Here is a 22,678-nt window from a genome sequence, read left to right on the forward strand (position 1 = left end):
TTTAAAATTAGAATGATTAACCATCTATTTTATGATAGAATAAGGTTACTAATAAACAAATGATTTCTTTAAGAATCACTTGATATAAAGGAGATAAAATAATGAGAGCTATTATTTTAGCAGCAGGTATGGGAACTAGACTTAAGCCACTTACAGATAATATACCAAAATCCTTAGTTAAGGTCTGCGAGGAACCTATGGCAGAAAGACAAGTTAGGTTTCTTAAGGAAAAAGGAATTAACGATATAATTATAGTTGTAGGATATATGAAAGAAAAGTTTCAATACCTAGAAGAAAAGTATGGCGTAAAACTAATATATAATGATAAATATGATGTTTATAACAATGTTTACACTATGTATTTAGTAAGAGACTATATTAAAGATTGTTATATTACAGAAGCGGATGTATATATGGTAGAGAACTTCTTTGAACCAAAAATAGATACCTCCACTTATTTTATAGGAATGAAAGAGAATTTTGAAAAAGAGTGGATACCTAAATTTGATGATGAGGGTAATGTTAGTGGTATTGAGGTAGGACCTGGATCTGGATATATTATGTCAGGCATATCTTACTGGAGTAAAAGAGACGGAAAGATCATAAAAGATGAGCTTGAAACAGTTATTAAAGCCGGAAATTTTGATAATGTTTATTGGGATGATGTTATAGCAAAGATAATATCTAAGCTACAGGTAAAGGTACAAAAAACTAGTCTTCATTCCTGGTTTGAAATAGATAGCATAAAAGATCTTAATAAAGCCGAAACAATTATAAAAACCTTAAAAAAATAAAAGAAATATAGGAGGATTCAAATGAATAATTATACATTTAACTTTAATGGTAAGACCTACGAATTATCTCTTGATAAATTTGATTACCTATTAAACGATGAAGAAAATGAAGTTACAGGAATAGACATAGAAGATATTCTAACTCTTTTAAATGAGAGCCAAGAGGTGGACTTTGACCTAGAATATTATAGTGTTCCTTGCGAAATATGTTTAGCTGGAAAAGAAGAAAAGAAAAGGTACTTTAACTTTTTAGAATATCACTTTACTATATTCACAAAAGAAAATGAATATGTAATGAGCAACATATCTAAAGAATTTGAAGACACTTCCTTTACAGAACTTAAAGCTCTTGGAAAGATAGACAATAGCTTTATTGTAATAATAATGGTCTGTGAGAGTTGCGGAACTTATTCTATAGAAATTAATCAATGTGACATATAGGACATATATATTGTAGCTATAAAGCTAATTATAAACTATAATATAGAATGAAGTAAAAATATTTAATTAAATCGGAGGACTATATATGTCAGAAAAAGATATTGAAATGATGAAAAGGCTTATTGAAGAAAAAAGATTAAAAGGCTTAAAAAAGGGCGTAACTCAAAGAGCTGAAAAGACTACAGGAGAATACAGAAAAGCAAATAGAAGTACAAAGAAAACAGGCGGTTTATTTGACAAATAAAAACTACCAGGGCATTTCATAAATAAAGATTGCCAGGATATTTCATAAATAATAGCAGGTAATTGTTAAATTTCCTAATTATCCATTAAGTATTAACATTATTAATGGATAATTAGTATTGACAATAGGATTTTAAAGTAGTATTATAAAAATATAAACATAAGAAATATTTCTTATTATATAGCAAAATCTTTAAACAACGAAAGTAGTACCCCCAAATTAGAAGTAATAATATTGAAAGCGTGGGGAGAGTACACAAGAGAGTTAAGACTAAACTACTAAACTAAAATTTTCAGTTAAAAGTTAATCTTTTATACGTAAAAATTAGAACGAGTTTTCTTAAAATTGGAGAGTTGCTGCCTTTAGCAGTAGGTGAAGACCATTTTACCAATTATTTAAGAGATAGATAAGTATACATTTAGCTTACCCTAGCATATTTGTAAGTTATAATAGTTTTTAAACTAGGCTAACTTAGATACACCAAGGGAAATACAGTTTAAGGAGAGTACTATTGAAAGAAACATTTATTAGAAATAGAAGTTAGATTTTAATTCATTATGAATTATAATATCTAACTTCTATTTTTTTGTGGAACAAATAATTAATTAAAGTGAGAATTATCCTAAACTTCAAATAAGCTATTGATATAAGTAAGATAAACATAGTATAATGAAATCAAAAGAATATATAGGCTAGGGGTGCTTTAAAGCTGAGATTGGAATTTTTTCCTGACCCTTGTACCTGAACTGGGTAATTCCAGCGTAGGAAAGCGGATAATGTTATTAAGACACTGTTTTTCTACAGCGTCTATTTTTTTTGAAAAATTTAAAGGGGGATTAATAAATGGATTGGTTTAATTTTAAATTCAAAGCTCCAAAGGCTGGAGAGTCTTTAAAGGAAGTCTTCTCAAATCCTATGATATACTTAACTTTACTAGTAGTTTTAGCAATAGCTATAGTCTTTGTATATATAAGTAAGGTAAAGCTTACCACAAGGACTATAATTCATGTAGGAATTGCCATAGCGCTTGCTATTGTACTTAAGATGTTTAGAATAATGCAAATGCCAATGGGAGGATCAGTTACACTTGGAAGCATGATACCTATTATATTTATAGCCTATGTTTATGGCCCTAGAGTAGGTTATCTTACAGGAATGTTATTTGGAGTTATGGATTTGCTTCTAGGTGCTTATGTAGTACATCCAATGCAACTTTTACTTGATTATGTACTAGCCTTTGGTGTATTAGGTGTAGCAGGATATTTTAAGAATAATATATCTATTGGAGCACTGGTTGCTATAGCATTAAGATTTTTATGCCACATTGCATCTGGTGTAATATTCTTCGCTTCCTATGCAGGAGAACAAAATGCTTTAGTTTATTCTATATTATACAATGGAACTTATTTATTACCAGAAGCTATAATAGCTATGATAATTTTAGCTGTTCTTCCAACTAAGAGACTAAGAACTGAAATCTCAAAGGGTGCTTATTAAAAAGGTTACAAGTCTATGGACCTCTAACCTATGGATTCATGATATTATATTAGTCTTTCAGTATTACTATTATTATATAAAAGATATAAAAGATATAAAAGATATAAAAGATATAAAAGATATAAAAAAATAGCCCTCTATTGAATTCAATAGAGGGCTATTTTAAAAAATTATGATATTTTACCTAGAGATAAACCTTTTAATGCTTCTTTTATTTCAGATCTATTTTTATCCATGCTACTTTCTACTGCAGCTGTAATAGCTCCTTCAACTAGAGCAACATCTAGTATTTCTACATTAGCTTTCATAGTATCATCTAGCATTTCAATAGCCATTTCTGCATTCATAAATGCACTACCAAGGTCAAATAAAATTAAAACACCTTCATCAGAATATACTTCATTTATAGCATCTAAAATCTTATTTATATCTGATCCTATTCGGCCATCTTCAGTACCACCTGCAGCTGCTATTGGTACTTCACTTGCCATTTCATGGGCTAACTTTTTAGTACCTTCTGCAATCTCATTACTGTGAGATATTATAACTAGTCCTACCAAGTTTAGCACCTCCTTTGTAAATTACCTACTACCTGAAAAGTAAGATATATTATATTAATTTTAGCCTTTTGATTTAACAAAGTCATAGATTGTTTCAAATATAAGGGCACTAGATACAGCACCAGGATCTTTATGTCCAAGGCTTCTATCACCAAGGTAGCTTGCTCTTCCTTTTTTAGCTATGATATCCATTGTGTGATTGGCACCTTTATATGCAGCCTCTTTAACTTTAAATAAGGTATCTATTGGACTTTCATCATTAGCTAAGGATTCTCTTAATTGATTTAATGCAGGCTCAATAGCATCTACCATGGTCTTATCATCTATTTCAGCCTTTCCTCTTAATTTTACACCATCTAAAGCAGCTTGAAGCATTTCTAAAAAGTCCTTAAGATCAACCTCGGATTTACCTTGAACATTCATAGAAGCCTTCATAAAAGCAGTTCCATACAAGGGGCCAGAAGCACCTCCAACACTTGATACTAAGGCAAGGCCTGACTTTTTAAGCATATCACCTATATCATCTCCAGAATCATCTTTTATCTTAGCAACCATTGCTGTAAAGCCTTTGTGTAGATTTAATCCATGATCTCCATCTCCAATAGTAGCATCTAATTCTGTTAGATATTCTTTGTTTTTAGTCATAACTTCACTTAATTTAATTAATAATTCTTTGATTTCAATACCTTTTAAGCTCAAGGATATCGCCTCTTTTCTATATAAATTATTAAAGGTTTTAACCTAATTGTGTAGAATTCTTCCATACTCTTAGGTGGTGGTAGTTCACTAAACCGTATTTTAATTTAAGGCTTAAAGTAGCTTTAAGTAACTAAATAACCTTAAAAGCTGGAGTATCTGAAGGTGCATCTAAAAGTTCTTTTAATTCTTCGTCTAGCTTTAATAGTGTTATAGAAAAACCAGCCATTTCTAGAGAAGTCATATATTCACCAACAAAAGTTTTATGAACAACTATCCCTTTTTCTTTTAATATTTCACTTACCTTTTTGTTTACTATATAGAGTTCCATATGAGGAGTTGCAGCAAGTCCGTTTATCATAACTGCTACCTCATCTTTAGAATTTAAGCTCATATCTTTTAATATTTTATCCATTAAATGTGTGGTTATTTCATCCGCAGTGCTTATCTTTTCTCTATGAGTACCTGGTTCACCGTGGATTCCCATACCAATTTCTACCTCATCTTCAGCTAATGTAAAGTTAGGCTTTCCAGCTGCTGGTACTATGCAAGAACTTAAGGACATACCCATACTTCTTACATTTTGCACTACCTTTTTAGCAGTCTTTTGAACTTCTTCTAAGGATGCACCAGTTTCAGCCTTAGCTCCTGCTATTTTGTGAACAAATACTGTTCCGGCGATACCACGTCTTCCAGCAGTATAGGTACTATTTTCTACAGCTACATCATCATCTACAACCACGGTTTCAACTTTTATATCTTCCATATCTGCAAGTTCTTTTGCCATTTCAAAGTTCATAATATCTCCAGTGTAATTTTTAATTACAAGAAGGGTACCCTTACCACCATCAACAGCCTTTATAGCTTCAAATATCTGATCAGGTGTTGGAGATGTGAATACAGATCCAGCTACAGCAGCATTTAGCATGCCTTTTCCTACATATCCACCATGCGCAGGTTCATGACCACTGCCACCGCCACTAACTAGGGCTACCTTTCCTTTTATAGGAGAATCATTTCTTATAAGTACGTTTGCATTATCTAACTTCTTTAGGTATTCAGGGTGAGCTGCCACCATTCCTTGAAGCATATCATCTACAACTAAATTAGGATCATTTATTAATTTTTTCATTAAAAACTACCTCCTTATTGTTATTATGCCTAAAATGTTAAATAACATAACTTTGAATATATAAACATTGTTATATACATGATATAACAAAAGTCTTAACTTAAAAAGATTTTAATATGGATAACCTTAAAGTTAATTATTTGTTAATAATAAAGGGCTTAAGTACCTTCTACCCTATGTAAGATATACTTTTGAAATATGTAGTAAACAGTGGTAAATAAGAAATTAATCCTCGCTATTAAGATATCCTTCTAATTCAAAAATATCATCAATTTTCTCATTGAAATATTGTGCTATTTTAAAGGCTAATTTTAATGATGGATTAAAGGTTCCTCTTTCTATTTCTAAAATAGTTCCTCTAGAAACCCCTATACATGTAGCTAATTGCTCTTGTGTTATATTTTTTTCTGTCCTTAGTACTTTAATTTTGGTGTTAAATGTCTTAGATTTACTCAAAAAATAAAGCACCCCCTCACTAACTTATTCATATAATTATATCACTATATTTAAAATAAGGTATCTGAAAAATAACAATATAAAAGGAAAGTTCATTTTTAAAGCTCTGTTTTAAAATATATATGGAATAAAAAAGGCTCTTATCATTAATTAATGATAAGAGCCTAGGTAAATTATTATACTAAAATAACTATTTAGCCTTTGGTTCAAAGGTTAATCTTAAAGTATCACCTATTATATTAAAGCTTAATACTGTAAATAGTATTAAAAGACCAGGAAAGATTGCAAGAGCTGGTTGGTCTATCATATAAGATTGAGCACTTTGAAGCATACTACCCCAAGAAGAATTAGGTTGCTGAACTCCAAGACCTAAAAAGCTTAGAGAAGATTCCATAAGGATAGAGTTTGCTATATTTATAGAAGAAGCAACTATTATACTTGGGAAAACATTTGGTATTATATGCTTAAATATTATTCTAGATGGTTTTATACCTTGAGCCTTAGCATATAATACATACTCTCTTTCTTTTATAGATAAAGTTTCACTTCGTATTATACGAGCTATTCCCATCCAACTAAATAGAGCTATAATAATTATTATGTTTTTAACACCAGGTTTAAAATATACATTTAGGGTAAGAATCAAAAAGAAACTTGGTATAGACATTAAAATATCTATAAGTCGCATTATAAGAGTATCTACAATGCTACCAGCATATCCGCTTATGGTTCCAACTATAGTTCCTATAGTGCTAGATATAATCATGGACAAAAACCCTACAAAAAGGGACAGTCTACCACCATATAAAGCTCTTGTAAAATAGTCTCTCCCCATATCATCTGTACCAAAAAGATGCTGGAAGCTAGGACCTTGAAGTTTATTATTTACATCAATAGCGTTAGGATCATAGGGGGATAAAAATGCTAATATACAAATTATAAGAAGTACTATAAGTATACCTATAGCAGCTAAAGATAATTTGCTTTTTTTGAAATCCTTTTTTACCATTTGAAAAAAACTATCACCCATATTAATTCACCGCCTTTATTCTAGGATCTACTACCCCGTATAATATGTCGGCTATAAGGTTTCCCAAAATAAGCATTAAAGCTGATATCATGGTTATAGCCATTATTAGAGGATAGTCAAAGCTAAATATAGCATTTATCCCTAGTCTACCCATACCTGGCCAGCCGAAAATTGTTTCTGTAATAAAGGCACCTGCAATAAGGTTAGGTAAGGACATTCCTATAATAGTTATTATAGGTAAAAGAGTATTTTTTAAAATATGGGTACCAAAAACTTTTCTAGAGCTGACACCTTTCCCAATAGCAGTTCTTACATAGTCTTCTTTCATTTCAGTTATTGCCTTACTTCTTATATATCTTGTTATAACTGCAAAGTTTTGAAAGCTTAAAACTGTAGCGGGCATTATAGTATGTTTAATTACATCTAAAGTAGAATTTATCCCTATGGTATGCATACCAACACTAGGTAGTAGCCTAAGCTTTTGTGAGAATATAACTATAAGTATCATGGCAAACCAAAAGGAAGGGATAGAAATACCTATGTAACTAATTATAGATATAATATTATCTATCCACTTATTTTTATTATAAGCAGCAATTAAGCCGAAAATTATTCCAAAGATTATAGCTGTTATTAAAGAGGTACCCATAAGAAGTAAGGTTGCGGGTATCCTTTCTTTTATTTGATGAGATACAGGCCTATAGTTTATAAGAGAGTATCCAAAGTCACCTTTTAAAACATTTTTTAACCAGGCTACATATTGCATAGGAACAGGCTTATCAAGACCTAAATTTTCTCTTACCCTCTCCACATCTTCTGCACTCATATTCGGGGTAACATAGGATCTAACAGGATCCCCTGGAGCCATTTTAATAAGAAGAAAGGATAATATGGATATAAATATTAACATTGGAATAGCTTGAAGTGTTCTTTTAAATATATAACGTGCCAATTTTTTCACCTCCGAGGTTTAAAATTTAACATAAGATATCTCAAAAAGTCGACTAGAATATTAAGTTTTTTTAAGATATCTAAAGAAAATAAAAGGGAAGCCACTATGGTTTCCCTATAATATATACACTAAATTAATTATTTTTCATAAAGTTTAGATAAGTCTCTAAACATAAATATTGGAGCTGGCTCAGCTTCTTCTACTCCACCAAATTTATTATCAATAGCTACTATGGATTTAGGGAATACAATTGGATATAAAGACATATCATCAGCAATGGTCTTTTGAATCTCTTTATATATTTCACCTCTCTTAGTATCATCGGTTTCAACTGCACCTTTTTCCCATAGTATATCAAGATCTTTATTACTGTAATTCATAAAGTTATTAGGGTTTTCGGTTAGAAATAGGGGCTTATAGCCATCTGGGTCAACACCCATTACAAAACCATTGAATCCTAAATCAAAGTCCTTATTATTCTTAGCATCTACCAGCTTTTGTATAAAGGCATTTCTCTCCATACCCATAAGCTCTACATTTATTCCAACATCTTTAAGACGTTGTTGAACTATTAAAGATTGAGCTTCTTGTTCTTTACTTCCATTAGTATAAGCTAATTTTAAATCTAAGGAAGTGATTCCTGCCTTGCTTAAAAGCTCTTTAGATTTTTCTATGTTAAAATCATACTTTTCTATATTGTCATTATCATGATACAAGGTACCTGGGGTAAATACAGTATTAGCTTTGTCACCATATTCTGTAGAAGTATAGGCACCCTTTATCAATTCTTCTTTATCTAAGGCATAAGCAATAGCTTGTCTTACTTCTTTTATCTTTAAGGCCTCATTATTTTGATTTATAACCATATTATTTAACATATCTTCACTAAAGGTTATTACATTAAGCTTATCTTTAAACTTGTCTACATCTTTAGCGGATATGTATTTAGCAGATATTTCGCCTGTAGTTAAAGCTGAATTTGCAGCATTAGCATCAGGTATTATTCTATAAACAACAGTTTCAAGATGAGGTTTTCCCCTAAAATAATCTTCATTTCTAACTAAAGTTACACTTTCTCCTTTAGTAGATTCCTTATACTTATAAGGACCAGACCCTATAGGGTTATCATTTTTTGTGCTCTTAGCTATATTTTCTTCACCCTCGAATATGTGTTTAGGGATTGGTGTAAGTCTAGCTATAGAGGACTTAAAAGTTGCAGTGACTTCTGGTAGCTTAAACTCTACTGTGGTATCATCAATCTTTTTATACTCAATAGGTTTATCATCAACAACTAAATAATCTCTAAGTAAACTATTTTCATTTTTATCTAATATCTTATCTAGGGTAAATATCATATCATCTGAAGTTAAGGGCTTTCCATCATGCCACTTAAGATCTTTTTTAAGCTTTAATGTATATGTTAAAAAGTCACTTGAACTTTCAAAGCTTTCTGCAAGATAAAAGTCAGTTTTATCGCCATTCATTACAAATAAAGGAGAAAACAGTGCATTGTTAATTGTCATAGTAACTCTATCATTCCCATATAACGGGTTTAAGACATTTGGATCACCACCAGCTTGGAATATAATAGTTCCACCATCTTTTATGGTTTTATCCACTGGAGTGTTTAGAGCACCATCTTTTTTAGTACCACAAGCAGTAGCTAGAATCATTGAAGCTGCCATTATAACTGCAAGCATTTTTTTTGCTTTCATGAAAAAACCTCCTAATAAATAATTATAAGTTATTTAAAATTTATTTTGTATTTCCATAGAGATTATAACATCCTACATTCATAACACTCCAATAGATAATGTAAATCCCTCATAACTTATCTATTGGATAAGCAAATAGAAGGATAGAAGAACTTTTAAAAAGAAATATTAAAGTTTTTAAAAATATATAGTAAAAATAAGGGTAACTTTTTATGTAACGGCATACTTAATGTATGAAAGGAGTTGATTAATATGGCAGTAACAAAAAACTTAGTTAAAGACGCTATAGTAATGAAGTATGGAACAGGGGTTATGGACGAGAAGGGTAAAGAGGTTATAAAGAGCTATAAACTATCTAGCATAAAAGACGGAGCTACAGAAGAGGAAATATTAGACCTATCAAAAGACTTTAATAAAGTTCTAAACAAACCTATACATGGTTTATTTAGAGAATACCAAGAAAATATCAAAGAATCTTAATAAATAGTAACCTTGGTTTTAGATAGTAGTTTAAATATATCTAAAACTTAGAACTTCAATGTAGTGGAGCATGGCGGACAAGCAGTGTAAAAGAAAAATTAAAAATCTTTAGAAAAGGGGTGTAAATATGGATAACAATAAAATAGTTACAATGACTTTTATAAATAAATCAGGAACTAAGGTAAATTTAAGGGTGGAATATGTAAAACAAGATTTATCTAAGGATGATATAGTAACATTAATGGATAGCATTATATCTAAGGGTGTAATAACATCTAAGGGTGGACCATTAATGTTTAAAGACTCAGCTGAAGTTGTAGAAAAGGAATCTTCAAAGATAGAATTAAGATAAAGTTAAAAGGGAAAAAGGCTGCCGAAATGGTAGCCTTTTTCTATTTTGTAAGATAGTCATTAAAGAACAAAGGCTGTATAATAAAGTTATAGTTAAAAGGTGAAAGGACAGTGTATATGGAAAGAGGTAGGGGTGTTAGTAATATAGGCATATTAGCTCATGTTGATGCAGGTAAAACTACTTTAACAGAGCATATTTTATATAAAAGTGGAGTTATAAGAAGTCTTGGAAGTGTGGATACAGGCACTGCTCATACGGATAGTTTAGAGGTGGAACAAGAAAGGGGTATTTCTGTTAAGTCTTCTGAAGCAAATCTTTTATGGAAGGGTAAAGAGATAAATATAATAGATACCCCAGGTCATGTGGACTTTTCAGGAGAAGTTGAGAGGACTCTTAGCATATTAGATGCGGCAGTTATTGTTATTTCAGCAGTGGAAGGAGTTCAACCTCAGACAGAAGTTTATTTTAAGGCACTAAAGACTATTGGTATTCCTACTATAATATTTATAAATAAAATTGATAGGGTGGGAGCTAATATAAAAAGAGTTTTAGAAGATATAAGTAGTCTTTTGACAGACTCTTTTATATCAATAGAAGACATTAGTAAAGAAGGTACGGTAAGTCCAAAGGTACAACTATTATTTAAGGAAAATAATGTAGATAGTAATAAAGAAGTTAATATAAATGAGAATGCAAAAAACAAGATAAATACTAATGAAAAAGGTGAATATGAAGATAAACTATTAGAAGCATTAGTTGACACGGATGAATTATTATTAAATAAATATTTAGAAGGGGAAGATATTAGCTTTGAACTTATAAAGGAAAGCCTTATTAATTTAACTAATAATTGTAGCATTTATCCTCTTTTATATGGATCTGCAATAAAAGATATAGGAGTTAGTGAACTTTTAGATTTCTTAGCTGAAATTATTCCTATTAAGAATGATTTTAATGATGAAGAACTTTCTGCTATAGTATTTAAAATAAAAAGGCATAAGACTCTTGGAAAGCTTGCCTACATAAGATTATACAGTGGGGAAATTAAAAGTCGAGATTTAGTGTATAACTATACTAAGTCTATAGAAGAAAAGGTAACACAAATTAAAAAACTTAAAGGTCAAAAGGAAATAGATTACGGATATGTTTCCTCGGGAGAGATAGCTTGCGTTTCTGGTTTATCAAATGCTAGTATAGGAGATATTTTAGGTGATCCTAAAAAGGTTCCTAAAGTTTTAAGTATAGCAAAACCTATTTTAACACTTCAAGCATTTCCAAAGAAAAAGGAAGATTATATAAGGCTAGTTGAAGCCTTTAATGAACTTGAAGAAGAGGATCCACTTCTTAATGTACAGTGGCTAAAAGAAGAAAATGAGCTTCATATTCAAATAATGGGTATGATTCAACTAGAGATTTTAGAAAACATATTGAAAAACAGATTTGATATAGAAATCTCTTTTGGAAAGCCTTCTATAATATATAAAGAAACACCCCTAGGAAATTCTGTAGGATTTGAAGCTTATACAATGCCAAAACCTTGCTGGGCTGTAGTTAAATTCTTTATAGAACCTTTAGAAAGGGGTTCAGGACTAGTTTATGAATCACAGGTTAGAATGGATGCTATAAGGCTTAGATATCAAAGAGAAATAGAGTACCAATTACCAATAGCTTTAAGTCAAGGTCTTTATGGCTGGGAGGTTACAGACCTTAAGGTAACATTGCTTACAGGTGAGGATCATGTGATGCATAGTAATCCTGGTGATTTTATTATAGCCACCACTATAGGGATAATGAATGGATTAAACAATATAGGAACTACCTTATTAGAACCTATAATTAAGTTTAGAATTTCTGTACCAGAAGACATTGGAGGAAAGGTTTTAGGAGACATTATAAATATGAGAGGAACCTTTGAAGCCCCAATGATCTCTAATGGAAACTTTACTGTACAGGGAGAAATGCCAGCATCAACTTCTTTAGATTACTCAGTAAGGCTTGGAATAATATCTAGTGGTAAAGGTGTAATAAGCACTGAACTTTCAAGCTACAAGCCTGTACAACTAGAGCTTGGGGAAAAGAGAGAACGAATAGGGGTAGACCCCTTAGACCGATCTAAATTTATATTATATTCAAGAAACGCTATAAGGTAATACGATATTAAATAAAAGAGAAACTGTAGTATATGTATATATTCTATAGTTTCTCTTTTATTAGTTACAAAGCAGATTGCACATCTAATTACAAAGCAAATTTTGTATTTTAGTTACAAAGCAAATATTTTATTTTGGTTACAAAGCAAATTTTACAATCTAATCACAAAGCAAATATTTTGTTGAAATTCATTTAAAGGCAAATAAAGGTACGTAAAGCTTATGTAAAGCTTAAATTAAATAGTCTTTGCAGAAGCTTTTATTAAATTAAGCTCCCCTTGGTTTTTAACAGCATCTAAGTACTCATTACCATCTTCAAGATTAAACTTATAAACTTCCAGCTGTGTAGCTTTATTTTCAGGTGACATAATTACATAGTCACTGCTATTCACCGAAAGATACTCTTTAACAATGTAATTTATAAGCTCCCCCCTTTCATTTTTAAAGGCATAGGACTTTTTTTTCATATAAGTAGACCTCCTATATTTAATTTAGTAGTTAAGTTAAGCTTTACGATTAATATTATGTGCAATAAGAGGAAAAATTATTACTAATAATTAATTAATTTATTAATTTCTTTTACACTGGGTAATAAAAGGAGATAAATTTAAGATAGGTTGTTGCGGCGGTAGGGGTTAGCTGATCAAGGGGAATCACTTTTAAGTGAACTTTAAAAGATTGAATAGAATAAACTGAAGGATTTGGGAGCCAAAGAAAACAATTTAAATACATCCTAAAATTAGATATAATGTTTTTTAATAAAATATGAAACAGTAATATGGATATTAATAAAATGCATGGGTCTAGTTGCTTGACAAATGTTATGATGGTATAGAGATTAAGGATTATGATCCTAAAGGAGGGCGATGAGTATGGGAGAGTGTATTATTAAAATAGAGAATTTAAGTAAGAAGTTTGGTAAAAAAATAATTTTAAATAATGTTAATATCCAATTTAAGCAAGGTGAAAGTGTGGCTATTTTAGGCAATAATGGAATGGGGAAAAGCACCTTCCTTCGTATGATATGCGGACTTACCAGCATAAGTAGTGGAAGGATAATTGTTAATAGGAATATAAAGTTTAATTACATCCCAGAAAATTATTCTAAACTTAATTTAACCGTAGAAGAATATATGAAGTCCATGGGAGAATTAGATAAGATAAGCAAAGAGTTTTATAGTGAAAAGATTAAAGAGCTTTACAAGGAGTTTTATTTAGAAAGTATGAAGGATGTTCCTATGAAGCATTTATCTAAGGGAACCTTACAAAAAGTAGCTGTAATACAAGCATTAATTACCAAACCTGATGTACTATTATTAGATGAGCCATTATCAGGACAGGATATTAATTCTCAAAGGAATTTTACTCGCATTGTTAAAAAATTAATATCAGAAGGAGTTACTGTTATTATGTCTTGCCACGAAATGATTTTAGTAGAAGAATTATCTAGTAGAATACTTCAAATTGAGAATCAAAAAATAGTTGAAGTCCAAAAGCCTAAATTAGAAAAGTTTATGTATAATTTAATGATTTTTGATAAAAAAGAAAGAAGCAATATTGAATTTAAATCAGAACTTAAAGGTATTGGAGAATATTGTGAAGAGAACGAATTATTAAAATTAAATGTAAGAGAAAACAAGGCTAATGAGATACTTTTAAAGATGCTACAAGATGGATATGTATTAAAATACTTTAAGTAGTGAAAGGAGATATTATGTTGATAGCTTTATTTAAGTATAATTATAAGATTTATATAAAATGCAATAAATTTTTAATTCCGCTTTTGATCTTTTGTATATTTCAATTAATTTTTTATGGTACAGATTCTGTAGATTTTACATCAAGTATAATAATATGTGCTAATGTAGTATTTTTTATGATGACTTGGATAGGATTTAGTTATTGTGAAACGCAGGATTTTCTTACAGAACAAATTGTATTTCTTAAGGTAAATAATAATAAATTATATTGGATTTCCAAAATACTTTTTATGTGGATGGTAGGAATCATAGTATCTTTAATCGCTATAACTTGGCCATTAGCCGTTAATTTATTGAATAATAGAAATAGAAGTTTATTTAATAATGGCATTACTTTAAATAATGTTTTATTAGGTTTTTTTATTTATATATTAGTAACATTTATGGGTGTAATACTAGGAATGACTTTTCAGACAAAAATTACTGGAAATAGGAATAGAGGAGTAATGCTTATGTTTTTAATTGCATTGTTATCTGCTCTTAAAGGACCTTTAATAAAAGAGTTCCCTATTGCAAAAGCAATTACATGGCTTTTACCTCCCGTATATGATGTAATTACTTCATGTATGCTACCTCAGAAATTCTCCTTAAGTGTACTTTCAATTCCTGTGATTTATAGTGTCTGTTATATTTTAATACAAATTTTTATTTATATTAAATTAATGAAAAAACTATTATTTTAGTTTTTATTATAACACTCTGATTACATATATGTTCATTTGTGATTATATATATTTACCTTAAATGATACTATTTTTAAAATATAATGAAAGGCTTCTATACTTATACAATACAAAATAAGCCACAAAAACAATAGGACTCTTTTTATATTCACCTTATAATTTATATGTATTCCAATTGCTTATATAGTTCTTTGTACTAGTTATGCCTACTAAAATTATAATATAACAATATAAAAAAACTACCTTATCTAAGAAACGAGAAATAGTTTACTAAGTTTCTCCTTGTAAATAAGGTAGTTTGGTAAAGTTAAGGTCATGAATAGGTAAATGATTTTATATATATTAAGCTATTAATTTTTAGATATATAATATTTATTTTTATGAAGCGGTGTTTTTAGATAGGTCTGGAAATATTTTTAAGATTTCATCTGTAATCTTTTTGCTTCCGTATTTAAGTACATCTGTTGTTGGAATATGGAATTTCTTTTCACAATCTTTTATGGCCTTATCTATCTCTAGCTTGGACATATTTTCGTGGTTTATAGTAATCCCTATAACAGGTTTTTTAGCGATGTATTCTATAAGTTTGATTTCACTTTCTAAGGATGGAACCTTTAGTAGTGGGAAGTCTGCACGAATTTTTCTTTTTGGGGCATATTGAACTATGAAGGCATCTGGCATGGCTCCTTTTATAATTCCATAACTAGATAAATAAGCTGGGTGACTTAGAGAGCTTTGTCCTTCTATTAATATAACATCAGGATCCTCATTTTCAAAGGCAGCTACTACTGCTGATTCAATTTCTCCTGCTACGTATTGAGAGTTTATAACATCTATAGGTACGCCATATTTAGCACCTTGAAGTACTCCTGTTTGGCCTGTTGCTACAAAAACTGCATTTATATTATTACTTTTTAACTCTTGTAAAACTTCCATACAAGTTGTTCTTTTACCTATGGCACAATCAAGACCGAAGACTGCTACTACAGGCACTTCAACAGTATCAATTTTGCCTGTGAATAATTTTAGCTCAGTTAGCGACTTAGGTTTTCTTATGTCATAAATTTCAACATTATACTTTTTTGCATTTTCCGTTAGTTCGTTATTATCTTTTAGAAATACTGGAAGACCATTTACAATATCCATTCCATATTTCATAGCTTCTTTTGTGGCTTCTATAAGGTCTAGAGGTAAATATGCCTCAGTTAGTGCAAGTCCTATAATAAAACACTTAGGTTTAACATTTAAGGATTGTAGTGCTTCTTTAGTATTTTTAAATACAGGTATGTTATTTTTAGTACCATCTAAATGCTCTCCAGAATCCATGCCAGCTTTTGTGCTGTCTATAATTCCTAGTATTTCATATTTTTCTGAATATCGTACAAGACCATTTGCAATTTTACCATCTGATTCTCCAAAGAGACCTTCACAATAAACTAGTGCATTAATTCTCATAATATCTACTCCTTTTTGTATAAATTTAGTAAGATTAAAATGTATTTTTGTTTGTATTGTCAATATAAGTAATAAAAAGTGTATAAAAAAAACACTATAGACTGCATAAAACAATGTACCTAATACTGGCAAAGTAGTATAAGGATAATAGTTTACAGTTTATGGTGATTTAAACGCGTTAGGGATATAATCTTGTTGGGTGGATTATTGCCTTTAAATATATAACTGTCTAAAAATAGTGAATATAAAATCCAATATTTTTTATTAAATGTATTTGATGTATATACATTATACCACACAAAACATGAAAAAGATAAAAAAAACACAGAATTCACAAAAACTTCAAAATAAATATAAAATATTAACATTGTTCTATAAAAATATATAAATAAATTAAAAACACTATAAAATATTGTAAAATTATTATATTACAATATGAGCGAATATTGCAATATAATTTAAAATTAAGAATTTTGTGATATAATTAAGTTATTACCAAAGAATAATTATTATTTTAGGAGGTGTGGGTTTTGATTCAAGAGTACCCATGTATAGAAGTAAATTTAGATAAGATAGCACATAACACAAGAGAAATTATTAAGGTTTGTAAGAAAGAAGACATCGAGACTGTAATAGTTACAAAGGTATTTTGTGCTGAAAAGTCTATAGTAAAAACAATAATTGATGAAGGAATTAAAACCATAGGAGATTCTAGAATAAAAAACCTTATAAATGTTAAAGAATTTAATTGCAAAAAAATGCTTTTAAGAATACCTATGATAAGTGAAGCTTTAAATGTGGTTAAATACTCTGATGTAAGTTTAAATTCAGAGTTAGAAGTTATGAAGTCATTATCAAAAGCAGCCCAAAAGTTAGGAAAGGTACATGAAGTAATACTCATGATTGACCTTGGAGATTTAAGAGAAGGAGTACTTCCAAAGGATGTTATATATACAACGGAAGAAATATTAAAACTTTCTAATATTAAATTTGCAGGTATAGGAACTAACCTTACTTGTTATGGTGGTATAATTCCAGACAAAAATAATTTAGGTAAACTTGTAGAAATAAAGGATCTTATAGAAGAACAGTTAAAAATAGAGGTACCTATTGTTTCAGGAGGAAATTCTAGTAGCTTATATATGGTGTTAAATGATTCTATACCTAAGGGGATAAATCAATTAAGAATAGGTGAAGCAGTGGTTTTAGGTACAGAAGCTGCATTTGAAAAGGATATAAAAAACTTTTATAATCATGCTTTTATATTAAAAGGTGAGATAATAGAATTAAAGGAAAAGACTTCTCTACCTAAAGGAAGGGTAGGGGTAGATGCCTTCGGAGATACGCCAAGCTTTGAAGATAAGGGAGTTATGACTAGGGCTATAATAGCTTTAGGAAAACAAGACATATGTCTAGAAGGATTATATGTAAGAGATGAAGATATTGATATTTTAGGTGCTAGTAGTGACCATCTATTATTAGATCTAACAAACTGCAAAAAAGATTATAAGGTAGGAGATATTGTAGAATTTAATATGGACTACCCCTGTTTACTAGCTACAATGACATCACCTTATGTAAGAAAGTACTTTTTGAAATAAATGTACAACCTTTTAAATAATTAAATAATTTATAGGTAAGTTAGATTCATAAAAGGTTATTAAATATTTTATCTAAAGTTTGCAGATACTAAAGGTAAATATATTTAAGGAGGATTAAAATATGTCTATGACAGGAATAGTAAAATGGTTTGATGCTGAAAAGGGGTATGGATTTATATCTGGAAACGATGGAAAAGATTTATTTTTGCATCATTCTAAGGTCAAAGATCAATCTAACAGCAAAAATATTCATGAAGGTCAAGAAGTTGCTTTTGATGTAGCGGAAGGTGAAAAAGGACCACAGGCTATAAATGTAGAGATAGTAGTAAAATAAGGAAAGTTCTTGGCTTTAGGTGAAGTTTTAAACTTAAGCTGAAAATAGAAATTATATAGGGCGAGAGGTGTAAAAGGAAGGGCACGGATTCATATTATATGAGTCTGTGCTTTTTTTTGTATTTAGGAGAAATATAATTTAGTTTAGTTTAATGATAAAAATTGATATAATAGTATTATAATCTATCTAAAAGAAGCGAATTTTTAAAAGTTAAATGAAGAGGTGAAATATGACTAATGATGAAATATATAAACGTCTAATGGTAATGGCTACTGTTAAGGCTGGAAAGAGTTTTATTAAAACTTGTGATATAAGTAAGGGTGAGCTAAGTAAGCTTTGCAAGAAACATGATATATTTATTGTAGACAAAGCTACTAAAGAGGATATGATTGACAGGTTCGTAGCAGAAACATTAGGTGTTAAGCTTAGAAAAAAAGCAATAAATAAATATAATACTAAATAGCATTTATTAAAAGACCTCCATAATATATGGATGAATATTAATAAGCCATGATAAATTTTAAGATTTTATCATGGCTTATTATTTTATCTTATTTTATTTTTTATGAAAAGTTTCACTAACGTAATAAATATTGATTATTCTATAACAATATCTTCAAATCTTACCATTCCTAGAGGGTTAAGTCTTGCACCTAATACACCAGGATTAGTAGCTATGGCTATTTGGGGATGATACAAGAAGATCCATGGACTGTCATTAATAATCTGATTTTGAATATCCTCATATACCTTAGTTTTTTTAACTGGGTTTATTATTTCTTTAGCCTTTCTCATCATAGCTAATACATCTTTATTTTCATATCCTGTAAAGTCTGTATAATTACTTGGGTTAAAGTTAGGCAAAAGAAAATTATCAGGGTCCCCAGTATCAGCTATCCACCTACTTATGAATATATCAGAGTTGGGTATAGATTCAAAATATTTATCATTTGGAACTGCTGTTATTATACACTCGATGCCAACCTTTTTTAGGTCTTCAATGAGGTACTTAGCTATTTTATTAAAGACAGTATCACTGCTACCTTCTCTTATAAGCAATTTAAGCCTGATTTTTGATGAGAGTCCTTTTTTAGATATTAGGCTTTTCACCATTTCAGGATTGTAATTGAAAGAGGGTAAATATTTATTGTCTATTATATTAGGAGGAATTGGGCCTTTTGATTCTGTAGCCATACCACCTAAAATTTCAGTTATAATTCTTTTTCTATCAATGGCATGATTTAATACTCTTCTAATTTCTGCATCTTTAACAAGGGGTGAGTTACTCTTTAAATTAAAGCCTGCATAATAAGTTCCCATAACATCCTTCATTTTAATTGATGTGGATTCTGAATGTTTTAAGCTTTCCATAAGGGTCTTATTATCCACTGTAATGAAGCTATAATCCTTATTTAAAAATTTCTCTGATGCATTTAAAGGATTAAATTCAATGTGGATTTTGTCTGAATAAGGTGCCCCACCAAAATAATCTTTAAAGGCAGTAAGGGTACAGCCATCAGCCTTTATTTCATCTAAAACAAAGGGACCACAACCTACAATTTTACCCTTTTCCATCTCTTCTTTTTCTATAATAGAACAACAGTATTGACCAAGGTTTAATAAAAAACCTGTATATGGTACTGCAAGTCTTAAAGACAGTCTATATTTATCTAATATTTTTATTCCAGTAACCTCTTTAGCATGTCCTTTTAAATATTCATCAGCACCCTCTATACTTTCAAGGAACCAACTATTTGGGGACTTTAATAATGGACTTAGGATTCTCTCATAGGAATATTTAACATCAGTTGCAGTAATTTCTCTTCCATTATGAAATTTTGCTCCCTTTCTTAAATTAAAAACCCAGGTTAGATGATCCTCTTCCACATACCAACTTTTAGCTAGACCAGGAGAAATTTCGCCTGAAGAGCCAAAGGTTAGTAGCGAAGCATGAGCATTCACAATTACTTGTCCACTTTCTTGATCAATAGCAAGAGCTGGATCAAATCCAAGTGGCGCACTGTTAAGACAAGTCTTTAAAGTAGAAATCTCCTTAGCATTTGAATCAACTTCTTGAAGCAACTTATCTGATATGTATTTTAGATCCTCTGAAACCTCTGATAAAATAGTGAGTGAGGTTTTAGTATATTGAGTATTTAAAGTAGCCGATTCTACAACAGATAATAGTTTTTCGGAAATATGACTCATATTCTCTGCAGAACTTATAACGTTTTCTAAGTTTTCAGTTTGACTTACTAGAGCAAGGTTTATTTCTCCTGTTACATCTGTGCTAGTTTGTACTGCTTTTATAATGTTTTGAAAAACTGTCATAGTATTGTTAGCTATTTCAGTTCCCTCTTTTACCTTTAGGCTTGTTTTGTTCATAGCCTCAATTGTATGGGTAATACTAGCATTTATTTCATTTATAGTTTTTGAAATAAAACCAGCAGATTCAACACTTCTTTCAGCAAGTTTTTTAACTTCTGTTGCAACTACAGTGAACCCTCTACCAGCTTCACCAGCTCTTGCAGCTTCAATAGATGCATTTAAAGAAAGCAAGTTTGTGTGATTAGCTATGTCTTTAATGACATCTAACATATCATTAATATGTGCAGACTTTGAATTAAGATCCATAACAACTGTTTTCGCATCTTCAACAGAAGACTCTATTTCATTCATGGCTTTAATAGAATCACCTACAGCCTTCCTTCCTTCCTTTGCTATGCCCATAGTTTGATGTGCTATTTGCTTTGAATTATCTGTACTAGCTAAAACTTCTTCTGCTAAAGCGGAATAATTAGTGATTTCATTTACTAATTTATCAATAGAACTCATTTGTACTTCTACATATTTATTAATATCTGTTGTAATTTCAATTAAGTTTTCTGTAGCAAAACCGGTTTCATCAATTTTATTACTTAGTTTATTTACGATACATTTTTGATTGTGTTTTAAAATAGCAATTTTGTTTTGAGATGATATGTTTTGAATTTTGTAATTGATTTTAGTGTCCTCCACAGGAATATCATGAACCACTGTTCTCTTTTTTTTAAAATTTAACATTAGAAGCCTCCTAAATGTAAAGTTATGATTATAATAAATATATATACATTATTAGCCAAACTGATGAAAACGTCAACAGTAATATGATATTTATAGAAAAATAAACCATATCTATTTGTAATAGCATGTATTAGAATTAAAAAATAAATTAAAATATAACCAGAGTAGGTTTTAAATCAATAAAAGATTTAATAGGGTTGCTAGTATTAAATTATATGTAATACAATGTAATAAAGATAAATAAAGAGGAGGCTTTTAAGTGGGAGAAGATTTAAAAAAACTAAAAGTTATAAAAAGAAGAAGAAAATCTATTGTAAGATCTGACATTCCAAATTTTAAAAGTGTATATGCTAAGATATTTTATCTAGAACTAGAAAAAAGGAAGCCTTCTACGGACTTTGAAATTTCTTTAGAAGAACTTAAACATATATTGATGGTACCAAACCTTGCATATGTCTATTCCCATTTAAGACTTAGGGTATTAGATAGTATAATGAAAGAATTTAATGAAGTAAATTCACCTATTGAGTTTAGCTATGAAATTGTAAGGAAAGATGAAAAAGATATAGTTAAATTTAAAACTAAGAATAAATTAATACAAAGTAATTTTAAGTTATTTCAGGTCCTTTCATATATAGGAGAGAAATTAAATAATGAAAACATATTTTGGGCAGTAGGTGGCTCTATAGTGTTGAATCATTATGGATTAGTAGATTCACCAAATGATATAGATATAATTGTCCATAAAAAGGATGTAGAAACCTTAGATAACATATTAAAGTCTTTAGGAGATAAAAAGGGAAGAGATGAAACTAAGGTTTATTCTACCGAATATTTTTATGAATATAATATATGTGATGTGGATATTGATGTAATGTCAGGGTTTATTATAAATCACAGCAGTGGTATGTATAAATATCCTTTTGATCAGGAGTCTATAGGGGACTTTAAAGATATAAATGGGGTTAAGGTTCCTATTTCATCATTAGAAGATTGGTATGTTGCATATCAATTAATGCCAAGTAGAGAGCAAAAGGTTAAATTAATAGAGGGGTATTTAACTAAGGAAGGAATAAAAAACCCGAATTTATTAAAAAGGGCACTTCTTCAAGAACTACCAAAGCAGGTTGAAAAAAAGGTAAAGTCCATGATGAGGGTTAGTGAGAATTTATAATATGATAAGTAGATTAGAAAACAAACTATTATCTAGAGAGAGCACTATAAAAGGATTAGAAAGCAGATATTTTAAAATGTTAGAAGAATATAATAAATAAAATGTATAA

At 29.8% G+C, this 22,678-nt stretch carries 23 protein-coding genes and 1 riboswitch; of the genes, 13 read left to right on the forward strand and 10 right to left on the reverse strand.

What is annotated here, in order from left to right; translation table 11 throughout:
• Positions 1-101 precede the first annotated feature (101 nt).
• From BV55_RS0106110 to thiT, 4 genes are all read left to right on the forward strand, one after another.
• The gene (locus BV55_RS0106110) at positions 102-794 is read left to right on the forward strand and encodes a CTP--phosphocholine cytidylyltransferase (protein WP_029451929.1); all 693 of its coding nucleotides are present in this window, start codon (positions 102-104) and stop codon (positions 792-794) included.
• A gap of 21 nt (positions 795-815) precedes the next feature.
• On the forward strand, positions 816-1,235 hold the full coding sequence (locus tag BV55_RS0106115) for a DUF3785 family protein (RefSeq protein ID WP_029451931.1): 420 nt from the start codon (positions 816-818) through the stop codon (positions 1,233-1,235).
• Positions 1,236-1,320: 85 nt separating this feature from the next.
• Positions 1,321-1,479 carry a hypothetical protein gene (locus BV55_RS15670; RefSeq protein ID WP_198023198.1) on the forward strand — a complete coding sequence of 53 codons (159 nt, stop codon included), beginning with the start codon at positions 1,321-1,323 and terminating at the stop codon, positions 1,477-1,479.
• Positions 1,480-2,163: 684 nt separating this feature from the next.
• A riboswitch (TPP riboswitch) is annotated at positions 2,164-2,264 on the forward strand.
• Between the two features lie 58 nt (positions 2,265-2,322).
• A complete protein-coding gene (thiT, locus tag BV55_RS0106125) occupies positions 2,323-2,976 on the forward strand; it encodes an energy-coupled thiamine transporter ThiT (RefSeq protein ID WP_029451933.1) in 654 nt (217 codons plus the stop codon).
• Positions 2,977-3,146: 170 nt separating this feature from the next.
• On the opposite strand, the gene dhaM is transcribed toward thiT, so the two are convergent.
• The 7 genes from dhaM to BV55_RS0106165 form a co-directional block, all read right to left on the reverse strand.
• Complete coding sequence (gene dhaM / locus BV55_RS0106135) at positions 3,147-3,536, reverse strand: dihydroxyacetone kinase phosphoryl donor subunit DhaM (protein WP_029451934.1); 390 nt, start codon at positions 3,534-3,536, stop codon at positions 3,147-3,149.
• A 60-nt stretch (positions 3,537-3,596) separates the two neighbouring features.
• Positions 3,597-4,235, reverse strand: coding sequence for a dihydroxyacetone kinase subunit DhaL (gene dhaL / locus BV55_RS0106140; protein ID WP_029451936.1), 639 nt, complete (start codon positions 4,233-4,235; stop codon positions 3,597-3,599).
• Positions 4,236-4,365: 130 nt separating this feature from the next.
• Entirely contained in the window at positions 4,366-5,364 is a 999-nt protein-coding gene (dhaK, locus tag BV55_RS0106145; protein WP_029451937.1) for a dihydroxyacetone kinase subunit DhaK, read from the reverse strand.
• A gap of 225 nt (positions 5,365-5,589) precedes the next feature.
• On the reverse strand, positions 5,590-5,820 hold the full coding sequence (locus BV55_RS0106150; RefSeq protein WP_029451938.1) for a helix-turn-helix transcriptional regulator: 231 nt from the start codon (positions 5,818-5,820) through the stop codon (positions 5,590-5,592).
• A 190-nt stretch (positions 5,821-6,010) separates the two neighbouring features.
• The gene (locus BV55_RS0106155) at positions 6,011-6,850 is read right to left on the reverse strand and encodes an ABC transporter permease (protein ID WP_029451939.1); all 840 of its coding nucleotides are present in this window, start codon (positions 6,848-6,850) and stop codon (positions 6,011-6,013) included.
• Between the two features lies 1 nt (position 6,851).
• A complete protein-coding gene (locus BV55_RS0106160; RefSeq protein WP_029451940.1) occupies positions 6,852-7,802 on the reverse strand; it encodes an ABC transporter permease in 951 nt (316 codons plus the stop codon).
• A 137-nt stretch (positions 7,803-7,939) separates the two neighbouring features.
• Positions 7,940-9,517, reverse strand: coding sequence for an ABC transporter substrate-binding protein (locus BV55_RS0106165; RefSeq protein WP_029451941.1), 1,578 nt, complete (start codon positions 9,515-9,517; stop codon positions 7,940-7,942).
• Positions 9,518-9,769: 252 nt separating this feature from the next.
• Between BV55_RS0106165 and BV55_RS0106170 the strand changes: the two genes are divergently transcribed.
• The 3 genes from BV55_RS0106170 (at position 9,770) to BV55_RS0106180 (ending at position 12,499) form a co-directional block, all read left to right on the forward strand.
• Entirely contained in the window at positions 9,770-9,997 is a 228-nt protein-coding gene (locus BV55_RS0106170) for a DUF1659 domain-containing protein (RefSeq protein ID WP_029451942.1), read from the forward strand.
• Positions 9,998-10,124: 127 nt separating this feature from the next.
• Positions 10,125-10,349 carry a DUF2922 domain-containing protein gene (locus BV55_RS0106175; protein WP_029451944.1) on the forward strand — a complete coding sequence of 75 codons (225 nt, stop codon included), beginning with the start codon at positions 10,125-10,127 and terminating at the stop codon, positions 10,347-10,349.
• A gap of 116 nt (positions 10,350-10,465) precedes the next feature.
• Positions 10,466-12,499: a GTP-binding protein gene (locus BV55_RS0106180; RefSeq protein ID WP_029451945.1), complete on the forward strand. Its 2,034-nt coding sequence runs from the start codon at positions 10,466-10,468 to the stop codon at positions 12,497-12,499.
• Positions 12,500-12,735: 236 nt separating this feature from the next.
• On the opposite strand, the gene BV55_RS0106185 is transcribed toward BV55_RS0106180, so the two are convergent.
• On the reverse strand, positions 12,736-12,966 hold the full coding sequence (locus BV55_RS0106185) for a hypothetical protein (protein WP_029451946.1): 231 nt from the start codon (positions 12,964-12,966) through the stop codon (positions 12,736-12,738).
• Positions 12,967-13,371: 405 nt separating this feature from the next.
• Here BV55_RS0106185 and BV55_RS0106190 point away from each other — a divergent pair, with 405 nt between their 5' ends.
• Together BV55_RS0106190 and BV55_RS0106195 are read left to right on the forward strand one after the other, a co-directional pair.
• Positions 13,372-14,199, forward strand: a complete 828-nt coding sequence (locus BV55_RS0106190) for an ABC transporter ATP-binding protein (protein WP_029451947.1) — start codon at positions 13,372-13,374, stop codon at positions 14,197-14,199.
• 14 nt (positions 14,200-14,213) lie between these two features.
• Positions 14,214-14,942, forward strand: a complete 729-nt coding sequence (locus tag BV55_RS0106195; protein WP_157469613.1) for a hypothetical protein — start codon at positions 14,214-14,216, stop codon at positions 14,940-14,942.
• Positions 14,943-15,320: 378 nt separating this feature from the next.
• Here the strand turns inward: BV55_RS0106195 and BV55_RS0106200 are convergent, their stop codons facing one another.
• Positions 15,321-16,397, reverse strand: coding sequence for an N-acetyltransferase DgcN family protein (locus BV55_RS0106200; protein ID WP_029451949.1), 1,077 nt, complete (start codon positions 16,395-16,397; stop codon positions 15,321-15,323).
• Positions 16,398-16,927: 530 nt separating this feature from the next.
• On the opposite strand from BV55_RS0106200, the gene orr reads away from it, so the two are divergent.
• The 3 genes from orr to BV55_RS0106215 all read left to right on the forward strand — a co-directional run bounded on the left by orr (position 16,928) and on the right by BV55_RS0106215 (position 18,795).
• A complete protein-coding gene (gene orr, locus BV55_RS0106205) occupies positions 16,928-17,998 on the forward strand; it encodes an ornithine racemase Orr (protein WP_029451950.1) in 1,071 nt (356 codons plus the stop codon).
• A 121-nt stretch (positions 17,999-18,119) separates the two neighbouring features.
• Positions 18,120-18,332, forward strand: coding sequence for a cold-shock protein (locus BV55_RS0106210; protein WP_029451951.1), 213 nt, complete (start codon positions 18,120-18,122; stop codon positions 18,330-18,332).
• Between the two features lie 229 nt (positions 18,333-18,561).
• Positions 18,562-18,795, forward strand: coding sequence for a hypothetical protein (locus BV55_RS0106215; RefSeq protein WP_029451952.1), 234 nt, complete (start codon positions 18,562-18,564; stop codon positions 18,793-18,795).
• 134 nt (positions 18,796-18,929) lie between these two features.
• Here the strand turns inward: BV55_RS0106215 and BV55_RS0106220 are convergent, their stop codons facing one another.
• Entirely contained in the window at positions 18,930-21,395 is a 2,466-nt protein-coding gene (locus BV55_RS0106220; protein WP_029451953.1) for an ABC transporter substrate-binding protein, read from the reverse strand.
• A gap of 259 nt (positions 21,396-21,654) precedes the next feature.
• Between BV55_RS0106220 and BV55_RS15300 the strand changes: the two genes are divergently transcribed.
• Entirely contained in the window at positions 21,655-22,569 is a 915-nt protein-coding gene (locus tag BV55_RS15300; protein WP_084170497.1) for a nucleotidyltransferase domain-containing protein, read from the forward strand.
• Positions 22,570-22,678: the final 109 nt, after the last annotated feature.

It is taken from the genome of Clostridium algidicarnis (genome assembly GCF_000703125.1).
Taxonomy (GTDB): Bacteria; Bacillota; Clostridia; order Clostridiales; family Clostridiaceae; genus Clostridium_L; species Clostridium_L algidicarnis.

Bases quoted from the DNA above. Each gene is read 5' to 3' on its own strand.
- BV55_RS0106200 (WP_029451949.1), bottom strand. From the start codon at position 16,397: ATGAGAATTAATGCACTAGTTTATTGTGAAGGTCTCTTTGGAGAATCA.
- BV55_RS0106190 (WP_029451947.1), top strand. From the start codon at position 13,372: ATGGGAGAGTGTATTATTAAAATAGAGAATTTAAGTAAGAAGTTTGGT.
- BV55_RS0106110 (WP_029451929.1), top strand. From the start codon at position 102: ATGAGAGCTATTATTTTAGCAGCAGGTATGGGAACTAGACTTAAGCCA.
- BV55_RS0106210 (WP_029451951.1), top strand. From the start codon at position 18,120: ATGTCTATGACAGGAATAGTAAAATGGTTTGATGCTGAAAAGGGGTAT.
- BV55_RS0106195 (WP_157469613.1), top strand. From the start codon at position 14,214: ATGTTGATAGCTTTATTTAAGTATAATTATAAGATTTATATAAAATGC.
- BV55_RS0106115 (WP_029451931.1), top strand. From the start codon at position 816: ATGAATAATTATACATTTAACTTTAATGGTAAGACCTACGAATTATCT.
- thiT (WP_029451933.1), top strand. From the start codon at position 2,323: ATGGATTGGTTTAATTTTAAATTCAAAGCTCCAAAGGCTGGAGAGTCT.
- dhaK (WP_029451937.1), bottom strand. From the start codon at position 5,364: ATGAAAAAATTAATAAATGATCCTAATTTAGTTGTAGATGATATGCTT.
- BV55_RS0106165 (WP_029451941.1), bottom strand. From the start codon at position 9,517: ATGAAAGCAAAAAAAATGCTTGCAGTTATAATGGCAGCTTCAATGATT.
- BV55_RS0106175 (WP_029451944.1), top strand. From the start codon at position 10,125: ATGGATAACAATAAAATAGTTACAATGACTTTTATAAATAAATCAGGA.
- BV55_RS0106185 (WP_029451946.1), bottom strand. From the start codon at position 12,966: ATGAAAAAAAAGTCCTATGCCTTTAAAAATGAAAGGGGGGAGCTTATA.
- BV55_RS0106220 (WP_029451953.1), bottom strand. From the start codon at position 21,395: ATGTTAAATTTTAAAAAAAAGAGAACAGTGGTTCATGATATTCCTGTG.
- BV55_RS0106170 (WP_029451942.1), top strand. From the start codon at position 9,770: ATGGCAGTAACAAAAAACTTAGTTAAAGACGCTATAGTAATGAAGTAT.
- BV55_RS0106215 (WP_029451952.1), top strand. From the start codon at position 18,562: ATGACTAATGATGAAATATATAAACGTCTAATGGTAATGGCTACTGTT.
- BV55_RS0106155 (WP_029451939.1), bottom strand. From the start codon at position 6,850: ATGGGTGATAGTTTTTTTCAAATGGTAAAAAAGGATTTCAAAAAAAGC.
- BV55_RS0106180 (WP_029451945.1), top strand. From the start codon at position 10,466: ATGGAAAGAGGTAGGGGTGTTAGTAATATAGGCATATTAGCTCATGTT.
- BV55_RS15670 (WP_198023198.1), top strand. From the start codon at position 1,321: ATGTCAGAAAAAGATATTGAAATGATGAAAAGGCTTATTGAAGAAAAA.